Origin of the sequence: Pseudoalteromonas sp. bablab_jr010, assembly GCF_016464105.1 — a bacterium.
GTDB lineage: Bacteria > Pseudomonadota > Gammaproteobacteria > Enterobacterales > Alteromonadaceae > Pseudoalteromonas > Pseudoalteromonas simplex.
On sequence record NZ_JACDWV010000085.1, the window covers coordinates 37,516 to 61,458 of the forward strand.

Annotated in this window: 17 protein-coding genes; 10 read left to right on the forward strand and 7 right to left on the reverse strand. The window is 40.5% G+C overall.

Annotated features, from left to right (window positions below; translation table 11 throughout):
* Nucleotides 1-65: 65 nt before the first annotated feature.
* Together JIG37_RS07930 and JIG37_RS07935 are read right to left on the reverse strand one after the other, a co-directional pair.
* Entirely contained in the window at nucleotides 66-257 is a 192-nt protein-coding gene (locus tag JIG37_RS07930; protein WP_054551820.1) for a helix-turn-helix transcriptional regulator, read from the reverse strand.
* Nucleotides 254-682 (reverse strand): hypothetical protein, encoded by a 429-nt coding sequence (locus JIG37_RS07935; protein ID WP_054551821.1) that lies wholly within the window; start codon nucleotides 680-682, stop codon nucleotides 254-256. Before JIG37_RS07935 ends, JIG37_RS07930 begins: the two co-directional genes overlap by 4 nt.
* 238 nt (nucleotides 683-920) lie before the next feature.
* Here JIG37_RS07935 and JIG37_RS07940 point away from each other — a divergent pair, with 238 nt between their 5' ends.
* The 4 genes from JIG37_RS07940 (at nucleotide 921) to JIG37_RS07955 (ending at nucleotide 8,362) form a co-directional block, all read left to right on the forward strand.
* Nucleotides 921-4,175 carry a winged helix-turn-helix domain-containing protein gene (locus JIG37_RS07940; RefSeq protein ID WP_199529124.1) on the forward strand — a complete coding sequence of 1,085 codons (3,255 nt, stop codon included), beginning with the start codon at nucleotides 921-923 and terminating at the stop codon, nucleotides 4,173-4,175.
* 23 nt (nucleotides 4,176-4,198) lie between these two features.
* Nucleotides 4,199-4,576, forward strand: coding sequence for a DP-EP family protein (locus JIG37_RS07945; RefSeq protein ID WP_199529125.1), 378 nt, complete (start codon nucleotides 4,199-4,201; stop codon nucleotides 4,574-4,576).
* Between the two features lie 150 nt (nucleotides 4,577-4,726).
* Nucleotides 4,727-5,707, forward strand: coding sequence for a sensor domain-containing diguanylate cyclase (locus JIG37_RS07950; RefSeq protein WP_316247573.1), 981 nt, complete (start codon nucleotides 4,727-4,729; stop codon nucleotides 5,705-5,707).
* A 135-nt stretch (nucleotides 5,708-5,842) separates the two neighbouring features.
* On the forward strand, nucleotides 5,843-8,362 hold the full coding sequence (locus JIG37_RS07955) for a TonB-dependent receptor (protein WP_187489926.1): 2,520 nt from the start codon (nucleotides 5,843-5,845) through the stop codon (nucleotides 8,360-8,362).
* Nucleotides 8,363-8,420: 58 nt separating this feature from the next.
* Here the strand turns inward: JIG37_RS07955 and JIG37_RS07960 are convergent, their stop codons facing one another.
* Nucleotides 8,421-9,302, reverse strand: a complete 882-nt coding sequence (locus JIG37_RS07960) for an intradiol ring-cleavage dioxygenase (protein WP_199529126.1) — start codon at nucleotides 9,300-9,302, stop codon at nucleotides 8,421-8,423.
* A 231-nt stretch (nucleotides 9,303-9,533) separates the two neighbouring features.
* On the opposite strand from JIG37_RS07960, the gene JIG37_RS07965 reads away from it, so the two are divergent.
* The 3 genes from JIG37_RS07965 to JIG37_RS07975 are packed head-to-tail and all read left to right on the forward strand — an operon-like array spanning nucleotide 9,534 to nucleotide 12,251.
* Complete coding sequence (locus JIG37_RS07965) at nucleotides 9,534-10,943, forward strand: ATP-binding protein (protein WP_199529127.1); 1,410 nt, start codon at nucleotides 9,534-9,536, stop codon at nucleotides 10,941-10,943.
* A 4-nt stretch (nucleotides 10,944-10,947) separates the two neighbouring features.
* Entirely contained in the window at nucleotides 10,948-11,643 is a 696-nt protein-coding gene (locus JIG37_RS07970; RefSeq protein ID WP_166339112.1) for a response regulator transcription factor, read from the forward strand.
* A 59-nt stretch (nucleotides 11,644-11,702) separates the two neighbouring features.
* Nucleotides 11,703-12,251, forward strand: a complete 549-nt coding sequence (locus JIG37_RS07975) for a hypothetical protein (RefSeq protein ID WP_199529128.1) — start codon at nucleotides 11,703-11,705, stop codon at nucleotides 12,249-12,251.
* Here JIG37_RS07975 and JIG37_RS07980 read toward each other — a convergent pair.
* On the reverse strand, nucleotides 12,248-13,153 hold the full coding sequence (locus JIG37_RS07980; protein WP_138619559.1) for a hypothetical protein: 906 nt from the start codon (nucleotides 13,151-13,153) through the stop codon (nucleotides 12,248-12,250). The two genes, JIG37_RS07975 and JIG37_RS07980, sit on opposite strands and share 4 nt — an antisense overlap.
* Before the next feature lie 306 nt (nucleotides 13,154-13,459).
* A complete protein-coding gene (locus tag JIG37_RS07985; RefSeq protein ID WP_199529129.1) occupies nucleotides 13,460-14,812 on the reverse strand; it encodes a magnesium transporter in 1,353 nt (450 codons plus the stop codon).
* A gap of 259 nt (nucleotides 14,813-15,071) precedes the next feature.
* Between JIG37_RS07985 and JIG37_RS07990 the strand changes: the two genes are divergently transcribed.
* From JIG37_RS07990 to JIG37_RS08000, 3 genes are all read left to right on the forward strand, one after another.
* A complete protein-coding gene (locus tag JIG37_RS07990; RefSeq protein WP_199529130.1) occupies nucleotides 15,072-17,831 on the forward strand; it encodes a cadherin-like domain-containing protein in 2,760 nt (919 codons plus the stop codon).
* A gap of 258 nt (nucleotides 17,832-18,089) precedes the next feature.
* Nucleotides 18,090-20,747, forward strand: coding sequence for a TonB-dependent receptor plug domain-containing protein (locus JIG37_RS07995; RefSeq protein ID WP_199529131.1), 2,658 nt, complete (start codon nucleotides 18,090-18,092; stop codon nucleotides 20,745-20,747).
* A complete protein-coding gene (locus JIG37_RS08000; protein WP_054551832.1) occupies nucleotides 20,740-21,810 on the forward strand; it encodes a cytochrome c peroxidase in 1,071 nt (356 codons plus the stop codon). Before JIG37_RS07995 ends, JIG37_RS08000 begins: the two co-directional genes overlap by 8 nt.
* Before the next feature lie 36 nt (nucleotides 21,811-21,846).
* Here the strand turns inward: JIG37_RS08000 and JIG37_RS08005 are convergent, their stop codons facing one another.
* Nucleotides 21,847-22,845 (reverse strand): AraC family transcriptional regulator, encoded by a 999-nt coding sequence (locus JIG37_RS08005; RefSeq protein WP_166339122.1) that lies wholly within the window; start codon nucleotides 22,843-22,845, stop codon nucleotides 21,847-21,849.
* Nucleotides 22,829-23,746 carry a sensor domain-containing diguanylate cyclase gene (locus tag JIG37_RS08010; protein ID WP_138599929.1) on the reverse strand — a complete coding sequence of 306 codons (918 nt, stop codon included), beginning with the start codon at nucleotides 23,744-23,746 and terminating at the stop codon, nucleotides 22,829-22,831. Before JIG37_RS08010 ends, JIG37_RS08005 begins: the two co-directional genes overlap by 17 nt.
* Nucleotides 23,747-23,943: the final 197 nt, after the last annotated feature.

Genomic DNA, 23,943 nt, shown 5'->3' on the forward strand with positions numbered 1-23,943 from the left:
GATAAATGGCGTTTAACCTGAATGATTTAACATTCGGCGTTAAAACGCCTCTTACGCTATCAGACTTACTCATCCTGAAATATCTCTTCGATACTCAGGTTAAATAAACGCGCGGCTTTAAATGCTAATGGCAAACTTGGGTCAAATTTACCTTTTTCAATCGCATTAATGGTTTGCCTAGACACATCCAAAAGCTCTGCGAGTTTCGCTTGGGTGTAGTTGTGCTCAGCACGAAGCACTTTCAAGCGGTTTTTCATTCTTCGCCCTCGTCGTTTAACTGCTTATTCATCATTAAAAGACTCACCAAATAGGTTAAGCCCATAAAGAGCACGAGGTGCGATATATCTTCTTTAAAGCTTATTAAACCACTTGATTGCACCACCGAGTAAGCTAAACCAAATACCAAGCTTGCACCCAAGGTAATGGCCATTGCATTAAGGTGCATACGCTGCTGCAGCTCATCCATTCCTTGTAGTTGTCGTTTGTTCGATAAAATCATCATGATGCCAACTACTACATTGATTAAGATTGCCACAACACTAAAAATAGCCTGCTCTTGCCATAAAAAATGCGGCCCAAATGAGGCAATTGCTAATGTAATCACCCATGCTGATGTCCATTTAGCGAGGTTTAGCGTGTTCTGCTTATTACGTTGTTTAAAGGTTAATCCTGTTTGATTCATTATTCTCACCTTAAAAGTAAAGTAAACTTGACTAAAGATTAACCTAGTAACACAAAAAGTCAAACAAACTTTACAAAAAGTTTTATATACACGACATCAATATGATTTTTTAATGTCAGAAAAGGCAAGGCGCTTGCTGTTGATCTCATAATATTGTATTAATCAAAGTATCCCGTAATCTAATATAAAATCGGTCCAATCGGACTGCGTTTCTAACAATAACAATGAAGATAACACTATGAATACGGCGCTGTTTTTCGTTGGCGAATGGCAAGTTACTCCGGCTACTAATTCAATCAGACGCGGTGAACAAACAAAGCATCTTGAACCCAAGGCGATGGATGTATTACTGCTGCTTTGCGAAAAACAAGGTGAGCTACTAACAAGTGAAGAAATTATCAGCCACTGCTGGCCAAATGTGGCGCTCGGTGACAACCCCCTACATAAAGTGATCACCCAATTACGTAAAGCCTTTGATGATAAAGCAAGCGATCCGCATTACATAGAAACCATTCGTAAACGCGGTTATCGGGTTATTGCCGAAATCAACTTTCCACTCAACGAAGAACAAAAAGCCAGCCAAACCAGTTGGCAAGGTGATTCGCCCTTTGTTGGCTTAAGTGCATTTGCACCAGAGCAAGCCGATGTGTTTTTTGGTCGAAACAAACAAATTGCCACTTTGCTACAGCGGGTATCGGCTCAAATAGAGTTTGGTCGCGCATTTTGCTTAATTTTGGGAGCCAGTGGTTCAGGTAAATCGTCGTTAGTTAACGCAGGTGTATTGCCCGCTTTAATGTCGAGTAATGGCTACGATGGCATTAGAGTACATAGTTACTGCCAACTCGACTTTGCCGATGTCAGCAAAGAGCGCTTACTGCTTGATTTAGCCTCAACCTTGCTCGATTTAGAAATAAACGACGCACCTGTACTTAGCGATATAAGCGCCGATGCGTTGGCTGAATTGTTATTAACAGATCCAGAACAGGTTATTTCCCGCTGTAAAGCAGCACTTGCAACGCTAAATAAAGAGTGCACTACACCCTATTTATTTTTATTTATCGACCGGCTCGAAGTGCTATTGTCATCACCTTTATTTAGCGATGACGAGCGCAACCAGCTGTTAGCACTTATTGAGCGCTTAGCAACAAGTGGCTGCATGATCATTTTTAGTGCCTGTCGTAATGACTTTTACCCGCAAGTAGTGAGTCAACCAAGTTTAATGGCAGATAAAGCCAACGGCGCACACTTTGATTTATTAGCGCCAACTCGCTCTGAGCTTAAGCAAATGATCCGTTTGCCAGCACTTGCAGCAGGCTTAAGTTGGCAACATCACCCAGAGCATCACACACCGCTTGATGAACAACTTTGTAACGATACTGCCAATAACCCAGATGCATTGCCAATGCTGCAATACACCTTGCAACAGCTTTATTTACAGCGAAGCCCAGACAACGAATTATTGTTTTCTGAATACCAAGCGCTTGGCACCATCGAAGGAGCTATCGGCCAAAAAGCCGAACAGGTATTTTGCCAATTACCCAAAGACCAACAAACTGAACTTGCTGCAGTTCTTTCAAAATTGATCACCTTAAACCCAGATGGCGAAACACTCACCAGCCGTGCAGCACATTGGAGCGAATTAACCAGCCCAGCTGCGACCAAGCTTGTTCAGGCTATGGTCGACAGCCGCTTGTTTGTGTCACACCTTAAAAATGAGCAAGCCTGCTTTAGCCTCGCCCACGAAGCGCTGCTGCGCCATTGGCAACGCGCCATAGATTGGGTGCAAGAGCATCAACAAAGCTTAGCAATTCAAAGCCGTGTGCAACTTGCCACCGAGCGCTGGCTGCTTGAACAAAAGCACAGCGACTTTTTATTAGCGCAAGGCAAACCGCTGCAAGAAGCACAAAGCCTTGTGAGTAACCCTATGTTTAGCTTATCGAGTGACGAGCAAGCGTTAATTAAAGCTTCTAACAACAAAGCCAAACGTAAAAAGCGCGTGTTACAAATAACGGCGGCTGCACTTGTGTGCTTAACCTTTATTGCCACATTTATGAGCGTGCGCAGCTATCACGCCGAACAAGTAGCAAAACAAAAACGCCAAGAAGCGGAGAGTTTATTGGGTTTTATGGTCGGTGAATTTGCCGACAAACTCAGAAGCGTAAGGCGTATGGATTTACTGGATGGTATTAGCAACAAAGCCCTTGAGTATTTTACCAATCAAGACGAGGAAGTTGCCTCGTTGTTTGACTTTAGCGATAAACAAGCCCAGTTTAATAACCGTTTTCAATACGCTCAAACCTTAGAGGCCATGGGTGAAGTGGCCTACTCTCGCGGCAAAACCGACGAAGCCTTCACCGCCTTTGAAAATGCGCGAACGCGCCTAGAATCATTACTAAAAATTCAACCCAATAACCTAGATGTTTTAATGCTCGCAGGGGTCAATGCCTTTTGGCTTGGTAATTTAACTTATGAGCAAAGTAATTATTTAGCGACTGAGCCAATGTTCAAACGTTACTTGGCTTACAGTGAAAAAATGTATCAGCTTGCCCCTAATGACTTTAATTCAATTATGGAGCTATCTTACTCACACAATTCACTTGGCTCGCTGTATTTAAAGCAGTTTAATTACGCACTTGCAAAACAAAGCTTTACTGAATCTTTAAAACTTAAAAACCAAGCCCTTGAGCTTAAACCTAATAACAAAAATTTATTACGCGATAAGACAGATACTATCAGCTGGATTGCAACCACAGAAGAAAGCCAAGGGAATCTAAACGCTGCACTTGAACTACTTGAGCAAGCCTCTCAAGAGCTAATCAACATGCTTGAAACGTCACCGAATGATGCAAGCATATATAATTATTTAGCAAACACTTATATGCAGCAAAGCTTTTTATTGAGCTACTTCCCAAATAAGAAAGCGGCATTTTTAAAAGCAGAAAAAGCAACCAATGCGATTAATCAAGCAAGAATACAAGATCCAAAAAATCAAAAGTTTCAACGCACCTTTTATAGATCACTTGCATACCAATTAATGCTGTTAGATAAAAGCAAAAAAAGTGAAAGAGTAAAAGATGTTTTGAGTTACATTAATAACCAAGGGTTTTCAGATACAACCTCAATAAATATTCAAATTGGGGTGATTCATTATTATATCAATCGAAACCTTTTAAGAGAAGCCGAAGACCTTTTGTTAAAGTTAGAAAGCAACTCAGACTTTATAGAGAGAATTTCTGACACTAGCAAAATAGAAAACCTCGCTGCTCTGATAAAGGTTAATTTAATTAAAGCAAAGCTTGCTGAAGACAAGATAGCAAGACAACAAGCATGCCAAGAAGCTATTAATGCAATTGAAGAAAATAATAACGGCGATAAAAGTATAAAAAGAACTTACCCACTTATTAAAGCCTACACCTGTTTAAACAAGGAAAGTGAGGTAGGTACAATTAAAAGTAAACTAATAGAGTTAGGTATTACTAACTTTGATCTATAAAAAACAACTAGAAGGTAATAACAATGAGCGAAAGTCAAACTTACAATTTTTCAGTGAATATTAAACTTAACACTGAAAATGAAGCTTTATTCACATACTTCCAAGACGGTCAGCAAGTTTCTGGAGGCGGCACTGTGAATGAAAGAAACAGCCTAGGTATTTATACACTTGATGATGCAACAGTGGATGCTGGCTTTCAATTTACAGATGCTAAATTTGCAAACCTTGAAGGTGATTGCGAGCAAGACTTTAGCTTTAAAGTCACTAACAATGGTCAAACAATTGAGATTGCCGATTCAGATGAAAATAGCGGTACTGCGTGTATGATTTTCATCGTAGAGTGCAATGGCACAAGCTATGAAAGTGCAGATCCACAAGTTGAGAACGAAAAAGAAAACTAAAAGCCTCTCGTGAAAAGCTCCTTTTTAGGAGCTTTTTTACATTATAAAACAACAAATTAAAACCAGAAGATTACCGGAAGGTTAATTTGCACTTTTTTAAGTAACTTTATAGACACCAAAATCGTTTGCATCGGTAAAAAGGAAACGAACGTGTCTACTAATAAAAATGAACAACCAAGCACTGCTAAATCAGAAACGAAAAGCGCACTTGCGCAGTCTATCAATTCAGAGCAACTTGCACTGATTGCACAAATGTTTCAGAGCATCCCTGAAGGAGTGTTTATCATTAATGGCCAAGGCACGTTTGAATTTGCAAACCCGATGGCAGCACAGCTTTTAGGTGACAACCAAGAAGCGTTAATTGGGCAAAACATTTTACATTACCTACACGACACCGACCGTGATAAATACATGTATACCCTACTCAGTTGGTTAGACCATAAAGACTCGCCGATAAGTCTTGGGCCAAACGAAGTTAAAATAAACCGTGCCGACAGTAAAACCCTTGAGGCGGATTTATGTATATCGAGCCTGCCAAAAAACATTGCCGTTGCAGAAAATTTATTTATTTGTGTATTACACGATTTATCATCACACAAAGAGCAATATAATCGTTTAATTAAACAGGCTACCACTGACCATTTAACCGGCCTTGCAAATAGATTAACCCTTGAAGAGTCATTAAAAGAGCATTGGCAAGAAAGCGTACAAACCAACCAAGCCATTAGCACTATATTAATCGACATTGATTACTTTAAATTATTCAACGACCGATTTGGTCATGTAAAAGGCGATAAATGCTTACAAAAAGTAGCCAGTATAATCGCAGAATCACTCCCTTCTCGCGATTGTTTAGCAGCGCGTTATGGCGGTGAAGAATTCGCCATTATATTACCCCGCTGTCAAAAAGACACGGCCGCCGCCATTGCTAAACATATTCAAATAAAAATAAATAACATGCCATTTACTGACATAGGATTACCGAGTGATTTTAGAATAAGTGTAAGCCAAGGAATTGCTTGCGAGTTCAATAATCAATATCGTACTTCAGAAGCATTAATTTGCGCTGCAGATACTGCTTTATACCGAGCAAAAACAGAGGGCAGAAATAAAATAAGCATTAGCGCGTAAACATAACAGTAACAATAAAAACATAAATTCAACAACAATCATAAGTAACACATATACTATATTTTAATGTTATTTGTTTGTTCCCGTTTCGTATTATAGACTAAATTCAGTTAGATAAGTCAGATGGGAACAATAATGACATTATTCAAAAAATTACCTTTGCAACTTGCAATCGCAAGTACGTTAGCTGCATCAGCGACTGCAATCGCTGCTGAGCAAAATACAGAAGATACAGCAAAAGATATTGAGGTTATCTCTGTTACAGGTACACGTAGGAGTTTACGTAGCCTTTCTGAAAGTACAGTGCCAGTTGATCTACTAACAAGTCGCGACTTAGCAAGTACTGGTCAGCTTGAAATTAGCCAAGTACTTGCTTCACAGTTACCAAGTTTTAATTACCCTAGCGCCACTCTTGCCGATGGTACTGATCATGCAAAACCAGCCGTTTTACGTGGCCTTGCTCCTGATCACACTCTGGTATTAGTAAACGGTAAACGTCGCCATGCAGGCGCACTATTAAATTTAGGTGGCACAGTGGGTCGTGGCTCGACGGCCGTTGATTTAAACAATATTCCTACTTCAGCTATTAAGCGCGTTGAGATTCTTCGCGATGGTGCTGCAGCACAATATGGCTCTGATGCCATTGCTGGCGTGATCAATATTGTACTAAAAGACGCTGATGAGGGCGGTAGCGTTAGCTACACTTACGGTGAATACGACACGCAAATGGCTGGCTCGCCGCAACTACTAAGCACAAGCGCTGATAACGATGGTAACTTGAGCTTTGCAAAAGGCAGTGATCGTAAATTAAACGATGGTATTTCGCGAACAGCAAGCGCGAATGCCGGTTTTGCTTTAGGTGATAACGGCTTTATAAACATCTCTATCGAATCTCGCAATAACGAGCCAACAAACCGCTCGGGAATTGATCAACGCGAGCAATACAGTCGTGATGATAATGGCAACCTAGACTCACGTGAATTTGATTTCGACCGTTACAATCATCGTTTTGGTAAAGCCGATATCGAAGACTATGCACTTTTTTATAATCTAGGTTACGAGTTTGATAACTCACTATCACTTTACTCGTTTGCTAGTTACTCAAACCGTAAAGGTAATTCGGCAGGCTTTTATCGCCGTGCCAAAGACTCTCGTAACTTAACCGAAGTATACCCTAACGGCTTCTTACCTGAAATAGATACGGATGTTGATGACTATTCATTTGCGATCGGTGTTAACGGCGAAACCAATGACTGGACATGGGATGTAAGTACCAATTATGGTCGCAACGATTTCGGCTTAGGGGTCAGTAATAGCTTAAATACGTCGATGGGTGTTAGCAGCCCAACTGAATTTGATAACGGCGCCCTTGTTTATGAGCAATACTTAATTAACATGGATGCCAGCAATACTCTTGACCTTGGCTTACCTGATGATGTGTTTGTTACCGTGGGCGCTGAGTATCGTCACGAAAATTATCAAATCAAAGCAGGTGAAGAGGCTTCATACATCACCGTATTGGATGACGATGGCAACCCTGTTGCTGCTGGTGGCGCACAAGTGTTAGCTGGTTTCTCTCCAGAAAGTGCAACTGACGAAAGCCGCCATAACATTGCGGTATTTGCTGAGTTTGATACTTACCTAACAACAGATTGGAATCTAGTGTTGGCTGGTCGTTTTGAAGATTACAGCGATTTTGGCAGCACTTTTACCTCTAAACTAGCTACGCGCTACAGCATTAACGAGTCATTGTCGTTACGCGGTGCAATTAGCACAGGTTTTAGAGCGCCTTCACTTGCACAAACTTCTTATAAATCAGTAAGTACTGTATTTGAAAACGGTATTCCAAGTGAGGTCGGTTTATTCCCAGTTGATGAACCTGCAGCCCAAGCTCTAGGGGCACGCAAACTTGATGCTGAAGAATCAGTTAATATGACGGCGGGTTTTATCTTTACGCAAGGCGGTTTTAGCCTGACGCTTGACGCATATCGCATTGAAATTGACGACCGTATCGTATTGTCTGAAAACTTAAGTGGTCCCGAAGTTGAAGCGATTCTAGCTGCAGCTGGTGAACAAAACACTCAAAGCGTTCGATATTTTACAAACGCTATTGATTCACGTACGCAAGGTGTTGATATTGTAGCTACCTACTCATTAGGTTTAGAAAACTATGGTGATTTACGCTTAAGTGCTGCGGTTAACTTTAACGACACAGAAGTCACACACGTTAAAGAAAACCCAGCAGAGCTAGAAGCACTAGGTGATAACTATCAATACTTCGCACGTCGTGAAATCACTCGCTTTGAAGAAGGCACTCCTGCTGATAAGTGGAACCTATCTGCAACATGGGATTATGAAAACTTTCAGACCACATTACGTGCAACCCGTTATGGCGAAGTCGTTGACACTTCAAGTACGCCTGAAGGTGATGAAATTATTGATGCTAAATGGATCACTGACTTAGAGGTAGCTTATCGTCCCGATGAGCAGTGGAAATTTGCATTAGGCGCTAATAACCTATTTGATCAGTACCCTCAAGATACTGTAAGCAATATCGGTTATAGTGATTTCAATCAAATTTTTACCTACAGTGCATTTACGCCATACAGTTTAGATGGTCGTTTTGTTTACGGTAACATCACTTATAGCTTTTAAAAAATAGGGCGTGAAAGCAGTAATTGCTAACACGCCCTAACCTACAATGATGGGTTGCTTAATTAATCTGAATAGTGTGGTAGGCCAATAAAGTGCCATCGCTATTTTGTGCTGTATTTAAAATAAACTGCTCATAATCACTACCAAACACATTATCGTTGCTAGCAAGGGTTGTATCTTGTTCACCTCGTGATTTGTACTCGCTGTGAGTAGTACAAATTTCTTTAGCGAACGCATCTGTAAAACAAAACTGACTAATTACATAGTCGTTATTGTTGTTCGACACTTTAAAATGAATATGAATAGTTCGCCCCGAATACCAACCTGGAAAATGCGTTTTAAAGTTCACACGACCACTACTATCTGTGATCAATGAACCTCGGTACCAGGTGCTTGCCTCAGCTTCGGTATCGCCATCAGTACAGAAGTCACCGGCAAAACGTGAGCTATCAGAACTACTACTTGTATCACCCGAGTAAATACCGCGGGTATCACAGTGCCAAACCGATATTTCGTAATTTGCTAGTGGGTTACAGTCACTATCAATTAACTGTAAACAAAGCATCATAGGCAAACCGGTTAAGCCATCCGAAATATCTTCGTCTGAATCAGCTTGGAAGTAACAGGGGCCTTCTGTTGTTGCTTTAGTAAGTGCTAACACACATGCGGTGGATGTTTCAAAAATACTGTCATCCGGAAAGTCATCAGTAATAAGCGCTGTTGTGCCCGATACATATTCACTGTCGTTCGTGGTTGTTGTATCGCCTGTATCAGTGCTGGTGCCTGTGCCCGTTGATGTGTCGGTGTCTGAGGTTGTGTCCGTTGACGATATTGTGTCTGAGTTACAACCTAAAAATGCCAACAAAGGCACAGTAGCAAGAGAAACCCCTAATGTTTTTAGCATTTTTCTACGAGTATATAGTTCAGGTTTTAAAGTCACCTTGTGCCCCTTCGTTAACTTGAATAATTAGCGTCGAGTATAAAGAACAAATGTAGAGACTTTGTGTAGAAAAAGTGGTGCTTTTATAGAGTGATTAGGATGCACATGCCAAAAAATAGACATTTATAGTATATTCAATTTTGGCTATTACATTTTACTATTATACCTATGAAGTTAATTCACAAACTCTTAATTACCAATCTTATAATTACGTTACTGCTGGTACTGACCATGTTTGGTCTTAATGCAATAACTAATAAGCGTATGCTCAATAGTGTATTTGAGGATATAGACAACGAAGCATTTAACCTTATAGCCACTGAAATTAGCCAGCAGTACCAGCAAACGGGTTCGATTGGTATGTTTATCGACTCTAAAGCTCTGTGGTATGAGCTAATTAACCGCAATTTTCACTCAAGCCGTTTATTGTTTTCGCCGAACAGACCAAAACCAAGAGAGCCCAGACCTTTTTCACTAGAAGGCCCCCCTCAAAAGCACATGCAAAATGAGGGAATGCCACCACCTCGCAATAAACCGATGGCTGATGACTTTATGCCTTTTGAAAAACGCCTCAGCTTGCTTGATGCAAAAGGCAAAATATTGATTGCAGGCAATACCGATACTGAGGTCGTGAACGAGCAAGAAATCACTCACAATGGTGCCGTTGTTGCAGTGCTGCAGTTGCATGCTAACGGTAACCATGTCAGCGCGCTTACTCAGCATTACCTTAATACACAAATTAATATCAGTTTGTGGACAGCGGGGATTGGTTTATTAATTGCTTTATTGTTTAGTTACTTACTCGCACGTCATTTTACTAATCCTATTTCACAACTAAAAGAAGGCGCAAAAGCCCTTGCTGAGCGCAAGTTTGAGACCAAAATTACAGTAAATAGTAGTGATGAATTCGCCACCTTAGCGGAAGATTTCAACCGTATTGCCACAGAGCTTAGGCGTTTTGAATCGCAGCAAAGTCAATGGATTATGGATATTTCTCATGAACTGCGTACGCCTTTAACTATTTTAGAGGGCGAACTTGAAGCAATTAACGATGGCATTATCGAGCCCAACCAAAAAGCGATAAGTTCACTACAAGAAGAAGTGGCGCTGTTAAGTCGACTTGTGAACGACTTACATAAAGTCAGCACACTTGACAGATACAGCTTCAACTACCAGATGGAAGAGATTGATTTTAATACCTTAGTAACTTTACAAGCGCATAAATATGCCTTTAAATTTCAATCAAAAAACATCACCCTCAATGCAACCTTATCTGAGCAACCCGTAATAATTTTGGCTGATCAGAATCGTATTACACAAGTACTACAAAACATTTTAGAAAATAATTTACGCTATACCGATGAACAGCAAAAAGTCTGGTTAGATTTAACCGTGTCTAAGCATCATGTATTTTTGTCGATAGAAGATTCTGGCCCCGGTGTCTCCGATGAAGCCCTTGAAAAACTGTTTGATCGTTTATATCGCACCGATAGCTCTCGCAACAGAAAAACCGGCGGTTTTGGCCTAGGTTTGGCGATTTGCCAAACAATTATTGAAGCTCACCATGGAAGCATAGATGCAACTAAAAGCCGTTTAGGCGGTCTGTGTATAACGTTAAAACTCCCGCTTGCAGAGGCGTAATAATATGTCAGAAACCTTAGCAAAACAGCATATTCTCGTTATTGAAGACGAAGTTAAAATTGCCGAACTAATAGAAAAATATTTATATCTGGAAGGGTTTAAAACAAGCTTAATTCACGATGGCACCTGCGCACTTGATGCTGTTAATGAGCTAAACCCTGACCTCATTATTCTCGATATCATGTTGCCAGGCACTAACGGCATCGAGCTGTGTAGCAAGATAAGACAATACAGTGATGTGCCTATTATTATGCTTACGGCACGGGTTGAAGAAATTGACCACTTAATTGGTTTTGATGTCGGTGCCGATGACTATGTTACTAAACCATTTAAACCAAAAGAGTTAATGGCACGTGTTAAGGCTATTTTAAAGCGCCGCCGAATGCCAACTACCGCACCAAATACGCTCAAAGCGGGCAATATTATTGTTGATCCGAGCGAATACAAAGTACTGGTAAATAATGCAGAGCTAAAACTAACAATTAATGAATTTAGCTTATTAAAAATATTAATTGCCTCACCCAATAAGGTTTTTTCACGCCAAGATTTATTAACCATGACCCAAGGGAAGTACTTTGAGAGCTACGAGCGTAGTATTGATTCACACATTAAAAACTTGCGTAAAAAGCTGACACAAGCCGACCCTAATAGTCATTACATTGAGTCAATTTATGGTGTGGGATATAAATTTAAAACTTAAACAACCTTTTTCATACTTGCGACGACTAACTAAATAACATAACCCTGTAGGATATCATTATGAATTTAGTACGCATCAGCGCAAGCGCACTCTTAATTGCTGCCACTACCGCTTGTATCGGCCTCTCTAATGCCAGTACAGCGAACGACCAAGGTGATTATCGCGTTATCACTTTTAAAGACTGTAAAAAGGTGAGCGAAATTACCCTCAATAACGAACAGATTGCTGCATACCTAGAGCTTAAACATGAGCAAGTAAAACTAGAAGCGCTAGAGCAACCAATTAGCAACATAGAACAACAAGTGACTGAGTACTCTGAGCAAATAGAAGCGATCGCCGAAAAAGCTGTTATTGAAGACGAGAATCACCTGCGAATTAATAAAAGCTTATTAAAAGAGCAAGATAAGTTGGCTACAGAGCTCAATAAACTGATGGCTGCTCATGATGCCGATTTTAAAGCGCTAGAGCAGCAAGCAAAGTTAATTGAACATGCCGCTAAGCAGTTTGATAAAACTATGAAACCTTTGATGGAGCAAGGCGATTCAACCCATCTACAAATTTTAGCGCCAGGTGAAGATGAAAAATCTGGGTGTTTTTACACTATCTAAAGCACATTACTAAGATGTGCATAAAGTTTCGCATGTGATTGACGAATGTCTTCTTTATGCACTTGTTTAAACCACTTTAAAGCCTGTGCTGGCTTGCCAGCTTGCCAATTGATTTCAGCAAGGCGTAATTTATAAATAGCAACTGCGTTGCGATCTGAGTCCGTGTCCATGAATTTGAGTGACTGCACATAAACATGATCAGCTTTCACATAATCAGCAAGAAGTTGATGAGTACGGGCTAAGTTACCTAATGCTACAGAAATCTTACGATTATGATTAGTTTTTAAAATCCAATCAGCTGCAATTTGTCGGTTTACAAGTGCACCATCTATATCCCCTAATGAATGAAAAACATTCGCTTTATTCGACGCTAATTCAAAATGAAAAATGGGGTCTTTGCTTTTGCCAAAACGGCGCTCTGCCCTATCAAGAATTTGCAACGCTGTTTCTTTATTACCAAACACAAATTGCAAATTGGCCAGCTCGACCATACGCATCGGATTACCAAACGAATCAAAAATAGCTTGTAGCTTTTCAAACGCTTTCGTCGCATATTTATGACCAGTTTCTGAGTCACCTAAATAGTGTGTTGATTTTGCGTAATAAAAGTAAACTTGTACTTGAAAGACGACTGGCAATTCTTCACTTGTAATAAAAGGCTCAGCGCGATCCTTTAAAGTTTGAAATTCCATTTTGTCGTAGAAGTAATCTAACTGATACGATTTAATCTCATACCAACGCGCAGAGCCAATCTCGCTGCTGGCAAGCTGCTGATTAATGTAATCTAGACAACTAATTTGCGATTGCCGCTCACAAAACATCTCATGATCACTAAAGTTTTCAGAGGCTGAGGCATTAAAACTAGATAACCCCAGCAATAACATGGCTAACTTTTTCTTCATCCACAATTATCTCAGTGATAACACCTTCAGAAAGCTAACAAAGTTTAATACTTTATAACAGTATTTTTTAACTAAATTAATAAATGTAACCGACAATAGTTCTAATCCAGTATCTTAATAGAGACGCTAAATAATGAATAAATTCGAATAGTCACTTGTATAAGTTAGAACAATTCAACTTGGACCTTTGATGGCAAAGCAAAACGTTGTGATATTGGAATTGTAGGTAATTGCAACCAATACCCGTAAAGAAACAGCATAATCGAAATGAAGCTGGCTAATTATCTTAGCCAGCGCATTAACCACTTAAAGTAAAAGAAGACTACCCAGGCCAAGGAAAGTGACAAAACCAACGATATCGGTGACTGTGGTAAGGATCACAGAACCTGAAAGGGCTGGATCAATTTTAAGCTTATCTAAAATCGATGGGATCACCACCCCTGATAACGACGCGGCAACTAAGTTAAGTAAAATAGCGATAGTGATTGTTAAACTTAACATACCATCGTTGAACCAAAAATAAGTGAGTACACCAATCACAAAGGCCCAAACACAGCCGTTTAATGCCCCTACTCTTAGCTCTTTCTTTAACAGTGCTTTGCGGTTGGAGTCGGTAACCTGACCAAGAGCTAGACCGCGTACAATAACCGTTAACGTCTGACTACCTGCAATCCCACCCATAGAGGCAACAACTGGCATCAGCACCGCCAGCGCAACCACTTGCTCTATGGTTGCGCCAAACAAACCAATAAACCAAGATGCTAGAAATGCCGTTGCTAGGTTTATACCAAGCCAAATACCGCGGTTTTTTGCCGACTTAGTGACACTTGAAAACAGATCCTCGTCTTCACGAAGACCACCGGCTTTTGCAGCGGCTTCGTCGGTCACTTCTTGACGCAATTCATAAGCAGATGACACTGACAATCGTCCTACTAGTTTGTTGTCGGCATTCACAACAGGCATCGCCATTTGTTCACTATGAATAACCACTTCAGCAGCTTCGTATAGGTCGTCATCAGCATGTAAAGCCGATACATCAAGGTTCGCGTAATCCAGCAGGCTGTCGTTATCATTGGCTTTAAACAAAGCATTAATTGCCACTTCACCAATAAGTGTTCCCTTACGGCTAACCAAATAAATCACCTCGGTGTATTGCGGTAAGCCTTTTTGAAAAATTTTACGCGCCCCTGCTACAGTCAGTTTTTCCGACACTTTTAGCGCATCAAAATCGAGCCAGTGACCTAACTGCTCTGGGTTATATTGCTGTGCAAGGTCGTACTGCTTTGTTTGAACTTCATCAAGTTGTTTACGTGCATAATCAACAAAGCGCTCAGGAATAATTTCTTCGAGTTCAAGTAATTCTTCTACGCTCACTTCGTCAAGTAGCTTAAAACCTTCAGCTTCATCTAAGCTTTGCAATAACCAGCGACAGCTATCACCGCCTAAGTTAATGAAGATTTCATGTTGCGTGTCTTCATCGAGTAATTGCCAAATCTCTAGACGTTGCTCTTTAGGTAGCGCTTCAAACAATAACGATAAATGTTCTGTAGAAAGCTTTTCTTTAGCATCAGTAAGTAACTTATTTTTGCGTGTTGTGGTGTCACACTGAAGCAAGTCATCAATTAACTGGGGAAGTTGGTCAACAGGATACTCAATCATTTGAGACCTCGGTTAATTACATCAATAACAATAGTCTAACGCAGCTCGGGAAAAATAACTGCTATGAATTAGCTTTAATTTTCAATGATGCGATTATTCTCAGATGGAAAGCATAGTTTCTACCTAAGCTTTCAAGTCTGAGTCACTACAATTGCATAAAAATGCACAAATAAACGCTATTAAGATCTATTATCATTCGTATTATAATGATAACATTCCCTCCCTTTTGAAATTACCAATAATAAATGCGGGTATAAACATGACTAATAGAATAAAGTATTTACCACTTGTGATTGCATTTGCACTCACTGGCTGTGGCGGTTCAGATAGTAATAATGCACCTGAGTTCACCAGCAACTCAGCGTTCACTCTAGATGAAGATACATCTATTACAGGTCAAGTTGTGGCAACAGGTGATAATGCTGTTAGCTATACCCTCGGCTCTGCAGCAAGTAACGGGATATTTGCTTTAAATGCTGATGGTAGTTTTAGCTATACCCCAAAAGAAGATTTTGCAGGCCAAGACACAGTAACCGTTACCGCCACTGATGGCAGCTTAAGTACTGATGCAGTACTTACTTTTACGGTTAATAACGTTAACGATACGCCAACACTGGCGAGCCAATCAATCACTGTAACCACCTCAACAACGACTGAAGGCACATTAGTATTTAATGATGTTGACGGTGACACTGTGACTGTTTCTTTAGTAACGGCCCCTGCCAACGGCACCCTTACTCTAGATGAACAAACGGGTGAATTTCTATTCACAGCTGATACGTTGTCAGAAATTAACGACAGCTTTGTTATCGAATTTACCGATGGCATTATTAGCTCGCCTATCAGCGCAACCATTGAATTAAAACCGTCCTATGTGACTAACGAAGATAAACTTAATTACTACTACAGCTCAAATAACTCTCATTTAAAACAAGCACAAGCGATTAGTGACAATATCAATGATGATGTTTACATGGACGAAGTAAACACACAATTAGCTATTGGTTATCTTATTGCAGGCTTTGCTGAGAAAGCAGACGAACACTTCAGCAAAATTTCAGCAATAGACACAAAAGCAAAAGCCTATTTAGATGCAGCTAAATCTCTTGATTTAGTAAGTTTAAGCGAGAGGGCTTTAACGTTTAGACAAGATGCTGCAACTCTTTACAATCAGTACCTTGCTGAAAAAGGCCTAGATAACATCAGCAGCTCAGATCCGGGGTTTTATCTGACTCTAACCAATCAATACAACGCAGCTGGCCAAACCGAATACGCTCAAGCCATGTTAGACACACTTAAACTTTATGCAAATGAGGTTTATACAGAAGAATATAATGCGACTTATATTAGATTTATATCTGCAATCAAAAAAACCGTTGAATCTTCTAAAGATCAATACGCAGCGACTCACACAGAAACAGTAAGAAATGAAGGAGTAAAAGTCACCCAAGCCATGGCCGAGTTAAGTGAAAAAATCGGTTATTTTACTCAAAAATCAGGTGACTACAAAGGCCAACCAACTGAGCGTATGAGAGTGCTTTACATTGCATGGGCTGCTCAATCTTTTATACAGCTCAATGAAGTTGATTTGGCAAAATATTATACGAACTTAGCGCTTTCATATTATGGTGTTGTTGGATTCGATAATACATATAGCTTTACTGCAAGCCCATATGCAGAAGCAACTTTAGCGACATACACCTATCCATTAGAAGTGTTAACAGCAAATATTAAAGCTTTATATGATGTAGAGCTTTCAAATAACCCAGCCTTTGCTTTACTTACAGATCAAGATGACAAAGATGATGCTATTGAATTTTCTTTTGCTTATGAAGTAGCTAACAAACTACAAGCGGGTATCTCCATAGAGGATGCGGTGCAAAACGCTAAAGAATACTTTATGAGTGGCGAAACACCTAATGCAAAAAGTTTCTATCAAACACTTATAACTTCATCAGGCCAACCAGGTGCTGCTGATATTCTTCGAGTTCGAGGTGAAAATGAACTTGGCCTAATTCTGACGGATTACGCCGCAAACATCCTATTTTCTGAAGAGTATGTGTTAAATGAAACTAACGCATATTATGTCACCGGAATATTCGGTTGTGGCGGCCTTGTCGACTTTACCCTTAGTTTAGGTGGGGAAGAACAAGCAAATATTTTTGCACAACGCTGTGCTGAGGTTATAGATTCTTACTTTATAGAAAATAACACTAACTTTAGTACTTCCTCTGCTGCTTATGCTTTAAATCAGCAGTTAGCTATTTTTGGATTTGTATCTCAGAATGACTCGGTAGCCATCACCGCAGAAAGACTTAACACTCAAATTAACTTAATTGAAGAAAAACAAACACAAATAGAATGGCGATTGAGTTCACTCGGATACCTTGTGCAAGCTGGGCTAATTGATATGGCGTTAAATTGGTTAGATATCAGTTTAACCACACTGCAATCAGAACAATCAAACCTTGATATTAATGACTATAAAACTCTACTTGATAAAGTACTTTACGCGACACTTAGTACTAGCGAAACAAGTGGTGGACTATTCAAAAGCTATTCTCTCACCTCATCATTAGCTAGATTCCAAGTAAATAACGAGCAGTATGCTTCAGCTTATGCTGAAACAATTGAAATGTTAAAGCCATTCGTAGCCAATGCAAATACGTTTGTACTCTTACAAACCGATAAAGTTATTCAAAGTAACCTTGAAACATTGCTTACTTTTCAGGCCCGACTTGGCAATGATGCCGCAGTAAAAGAATTAATCGATCACTCAGTCAATGCAGAAGCAGATAAGCTATCACTTACAGCCCTTTATGCTAACTTAGTAGCTAAAAAAGATGACTTCCCTGCATCTTCGATCGCAAGTATCGATACAGACCACGATGGCAAACCTAACTTCTTCCTATCCAGCGCATCAGAGCAAGCAATTGCTGAATCGGGCTTAATTGCTGATAACGATGCCGACAATGATGGTATTGAAGATAGTATCGATGTGACTCCTTTAGGAGAATAACACCATCACAATAATGCGAGGTCGCCTTGCCTCGCATTATTATTCAATAACATTAAGAAAAAAATTTTATATTCAATAGAAAGTCAAGCTTTAAAACACATCCGAAATCTCTTCGTATGTTTAGCACTGTAATTTTTCATCATTTACTTTTATGTGTAATGCGCAATAAAAGCAGCATTTAAAAAATGCAATGAAGCCTTACAAGTCATTTGACTGTTCCTATTTTAATCTAATCACTTGTATTTCAGGAGTTTTACCATGCAAATGCGCTACTTATCAGCGTGTTTGATGCTTTTACTTAATGCCCCTATACACGCTAATGAAGTAAAGCAACAAGCAACAAATCCTCAATGTAATGATAAGAACAATAAGCAATGCTCAGATCAAGAGGTAGAGCGCATTACCATTAAAGGGCAATACATAGGGATTGAAGTACCTGAAGTAATTGGTCGCGCCTATTTAGATAGAAACTTTATTGAAGCAACTCCAAAAGGTAATGGTGATATCAACGAATTGATTGCCTTACTGCCGGGCGTGCAATTAAGTGAAGACTACTACTCGATTGATAACCTGGCGGAAATTAGTGCCCCTGAAATTAGTATTTCGGGTGCAAAGCCTTGGCAAACAGGCTTTATGATTGATGGCATGAACTATAACAATCGTCTTGATCCTGCCAGTGCGAGCCGCATTGGCGCCTCTGAAAATGAGGTGTCAGGCGGTGTGCAAAGCATGAATATTAACAGTCAAATCGTAGAGTCAATTACTGTGTACGATCACAACATTCCAGCAGACTTTGGCGACTTTTCTGGTGGCGTAATTGATGCCGAAACGATATCTGCTTTCTCTAGAGAAACACGTGTAAGCTTAGGTATTCGTGGTAATCGCAGTGATTGGGGGGAGTACCATATAATCGATAATGATGAGCCAGATGACACCGCTGAGGGCAAAGACGCCCTTGAGCCACCAACCTATGAAAAAACCAATATCGATTTTTCAATTCAAAAAGAGTTGACTGACAAGCATGCCTTATTGCTAAGCGTAAGCTATTTAAAAAGTGATATCTCAGATGTTTCGCTTTCAGCACAAAAGGTCGAAAGTAGAGAAAACATCAATGCATTACTTAAATACAGCTATCGCGATGGCTGGGTTGATTCACTCGATTTAAGCGTTATGTATGCCCCTTATACTTCAGATTCATACTTGAAAGACGTGCTTAATAGTGACTACCAAGTCGAAGGAGGAAGCTTTGGTTTTACGGCTAATTTAGGTGAAGAAACACGCTTTGGTCACTTCAGCAGTAAGTTTAATATGAGCCAAAGTGATAATAATCGCACAGGGCCTGCGCATTTTTATACTTGGCTTCAAGCAAAAGGCAAAGAGTGGGGTCAATTAGCCGATCAGAGCCCTGATTCAACTCCTGTTTCAAGATACGGCGGTTATGGCAATCTTGATAACACGCAAACTAGCTTTAATTGGCGAAATTCCCTAACACTTGAGCGTAAAAGTTGGGGCAATACTGAGCACGCAATTCGCGTGGGCGCTGAACTCAACCATCAAAACTATGAGCGTACCCGCCAACAAAACTATTATAAGTATGACTCGCCAATTCAATACTCATCAACCAACGCACAACTAAACTGTAGTGGCTATACCCTTGATTGTGTTGAGCAAAATTTTTATATTGATTTAGATACCCTTGCCGAGCAATTAGGTGGCAGTATCGATTTTAATAATCCAGAGCACTTACTTGCCTACTCGAATAACGTAGCGACAACAGCTCAGTATTTTAACTCACGTTTAGTCACACCCAGTGAACAAATAGACGTAAGCTTAAATAAAGCGGCACTATATGCCACCGATGTGATCACCTGGAAACAGTTTGATTTTCATTTAGGTGTTAGATACGACTACGATGATTTTTTCAAAAATCACAATATCGCGCCACGCTTATCAATGGGTTATGACGTATTTAACGATGGCAATACACTATTGACCGCGGGTTTAAACCGTTATTACGATGCGGGCCTACTCGGTTATAAAATTAAAGAGCAACAAAAGTTTGCTTATCGTGAGTATCGCCCTATTCAAAACGGTTATTTACAAGCTTGGCTTCCTTCTTCTTACACAGGTAACTTCCGCTATATCTATGACGACGTAAAAAGTCCTTACGATGATGAAATTGCCTTAGGTCTTCGTCACGCGACAGAAGATTTCGGTAACTTTGCATTAAAATATGTGCACCGTAACAAAAAAGAACAATTAGCGAGAAACGAAGAAACCAACCTAAAAAATGACGGTTTTAAATATATTACTATTTATAATAATGGTACAGGTGAAAGCGAGCGTTACTCGCTATCTTGGGATGCCAAATTTGGCGACCATTCAATATGGGCTAATGCATCTTATAGCCAAAACAGTGAAAGCAATAGCGACTACACTGCAACACCCGATAACACGCCTGTTGAAACACTGGTTTACTATGAGGGTGAGCTGATGAGCTTATCTGAGTTAGATACCCTTAAAGCGAATTTTGGTCGCCCTGTAACTGCTAACTTTGGTTGGAATGCCAACTGGACTGATACTTTTTCAACTGGTCTAACAGCAACCTACAGCGGTAGTTATACAACCGCTATTAAGTCTAGTAACGATCAAAGAATAGGCATTGGAAGTGAATGTGCTACGTGTGGTTCGACCGATATATATATATCCAAATATGAAGCTCATACCTTTGACGCTCGTATTATATTTGCCTTAAGTAGCCGTTGGGAGTATCAAGTTAGTCAATCTCAATCTCTTGAAGTTCGCCTTGATATCAGCAACTTATTTAATGCCAGAAGTCACGCTATTACAGAAGGAAATTCAGGTATTGAACCAGGTAGAATGTTTTGGTTAGGGGTATCTTATAACTATGAATAAATGGTTATTTCTCTTAACTTGCGGCATTTTTACAACGAGCGCCTTCACACAAGAGCAATCATTACGCAAGTTATACGCAAAGCCACAGCATGAGTGGCCTGCGATTATTAGCAGTAAAGATGTGCCAGCTGCCCCGCTCAAACCTTTAAAAGCTAAACCGTTTAATCAAAGTGATGAGATCATCACATTAGGCGAAAAGCTATTTAACGATACCCGTTTGTCACGAGATAACACGGTAAGCTGCGCAAGCTGTCATGAGTCTCGTTTAGCATTCTCAGATAGGCGAAAACTAGCTGTCGGCATTGATGGCCAAGTGGGCACCCGAAATACCCAAGCCATTATTGGTGTTGACCATTGGCAAAGTTTCTTTTGGGATGGCAGGGCTAAAACTGCGACAGAGCAGGCATTAATGCCGATTGAAAACCCGATAGAAATGGGCACTTCCGTTGATCTTGTGCTTAACAAAGTAAACAGTGCTGAGGACTATAAAAGCCCAATATTCAATGCCTTTGGCAAAGAAGCACTAAACAAAGAACTATTGGCTCTTGCGCTTGTTGCCTTTGAACGTACCTTTGATATTCCAGAATCATTATTCACGCGCTTTATCGATAAAGCGCAAACGAGTCCTAGTGAAGCGGTTGCACTTTTAAACGATCAACAACTTGAAGGCTTGCATCTTTTTAGAACCAAAGCAAGGTGTATGACTTGCCATGAAGGTGCTTTACTCAGCGACAATGAATTTCATATTACGGGGCTGCATTTTTATGGTCGAAAACTTCAAGATTTAGGACGTTTTGATGCCACCCAAGACCCAGCTGATATAGGCAAGTTTAGAACCCCTTCTCTTTTAGCGTTACAACAAAGTACACCTTGGATGCACCATGGTGGCTTTCAAAGTTTGCTGGGGATAGTCAACTTTTATAATGCAGGTGGAGCAAGGCCAAAACCGAGCAAAAAATTTAAAGATGATCCAAACTACCCACAAACAACAGAGTTACTGCATAAGTTAGCACTTAGTAAAGATGAAAAAAATGCGCTTATCGCATTTTTAGAAACCCTTTAACTGCACGCTCGCTCTTAGCGATAAGAGCGGGCTTTCTTACCCCTTTAATTGACTTGGCGTAAGCCCGGTCCAGCGTTTAAATGCTCGTCTGAAATTAGCAATATCATAAAATGATAAGCGCATGGCGACTTGCTCATTGCATTGTTCGCGCATGGCAAGTAGGTAAATCGCTTTGCGCTTACTTTGCTCATCATACAAGGTAGAAAAACGTACGCCATGAGCTTTTAGTTTGCGCTTGAAAGTTGCAGGGCTCATAGCAAATTGGCTGGCGACTTGGTCTAAATTTAACGCCGGATTTTGATAAATTAATCGGCTTACGGCTTCCACAAAAGTGCTATTTGCTGAATCTAATGCCGCTAGCTGCGAGTTAATTTGTGAGAACCGAAAACTACTAAACGCGGGGTTAGTAAGCCTAAGCGCGTGTTTATTTAATACCCAGCGGGTTATAGGCTTTTCAAAAGCAACTTTAAGGCCCAAATGCTGCTCGTATTCTTGGCTATGTCTGGCGCGTTTACAGGCAAACTCAAACTGACAAGGGACTCGCTCACCCGCCACTTTTTTAAGAACTTGGTAAAACGCGGCGCTGTAAATTTCCATAACGTACTGGCTTATTTCATCATCCAAGCCCACTGCATTTTGCAGCACAATGTAATACTGCTCGTTATGTACATAACTGTAACTAAATAACAAAGGGGCTAGTTGCATGCGTAAATTGTGTAACTGCTTTAAAGCTTGGCCGATATGCGCTGCATGTAACACGCCTTGGGCGGCAACAGAGGTATCGTTTGCTAGTTGACTGCCTAGTAAAAAGCCACTGTCGGCGGATTTCATCAACTGCTTAAACTGCGTCAATAAGCGTACTTGCTGCGAAATACTAAACTGATGCTGCACACTCATTAAGTCTTGCTCAAACACCCCTGTGCCTCTGAGTAACTTATGCAGTGCAATGCCGCGACTTAAGGCCAGCTCCACCAGCGTGGTGATCAGTCCCTGTGCGGTGAGGTATTTGTCATCTTGATTAAGATACGGCTTCACAATGGCTGACTCTTTGTTGTTTTTGTTGTTGTAACTTAGCGTGTAAACGCGAGCTTAAACTTTGTGGTGTATCGCCATGCATACTGCCCACTAAGGCCGCTGTTACATCTTGAAACTTAGCGTGTTTTTCGCCTTCGACCTTAAATGCACAATGGCTCAGCGCCGAGGTAATTTGCGCCACCAGCTCTTTCGCTTGTACTGCGCTGGTGTTTGGCATTAGCACCATAAAGCAGTCTCCTGCATAGCGGCACACCACATCGCTAAGGCGACAATTCATCAATAAAAGCTCGCTTACTTCACCTAGTAAGCGGTCGCCTTCGATAAAGCCAAATTCAGCGTTAAAATCAGCAAAACCACGAATATCAATAGCGGCCAGTTGCAGAGGCTGTGGCTCACTTAATTGCTCTTTTAACACAGCTTGTAAGTAATCAGCCTTATACAGCCCTGTTATTGAGCATACTAATTCATGCTCACGATGCTGAGCTTCACGGCGTTTTAGTTGCCTGTTAAGCACGTATTGCTCTTGGTGCCACTGATACAGCCCAAGGCTTGTGAAAATCATGCCTATCGGCGCAGGCAATGATTCAATCCAAGTAAGCCACGTATTAGTTGGTTGATGTAACCACTCATCAAATAAATCAAGGGAAGCTGAAAACATAAAAAGCCCTAGCCCAAGCACTAAAAAGCTGGTGACTTTGCCGGGCGGCCTCGAAATAAGTAGCGCAGCTATCCAAGTCAGGGTCATTAGCACAATGCCACCCTCGCCTAAAATATCTAACCAAGCAATATCGGCAAAAGGCTTTAACTCTCCTGCTTGTGCGCTTAGCAAAAACGCAATCACAAACAAAGCAATAACGGCATTGGTTAAAAATCGATGATGAGTAAAAGGGTTATATCGCATTCTCAGTACCTAACAATAATTCACGCTGCCATGCTAACTCGTTAGCGCTTAAAGCAGCAGGGTCATATTAGCTCAATGATGTGACAGCAAAACGACAGTCATACCTTGTTAAACCCCTTCAGCACTGTATTTACCTTAAAAAGGTGGGGTTATTACAGCTCAAAAGCACTTTTAAAACCCGCTAATCACTTGTTTTT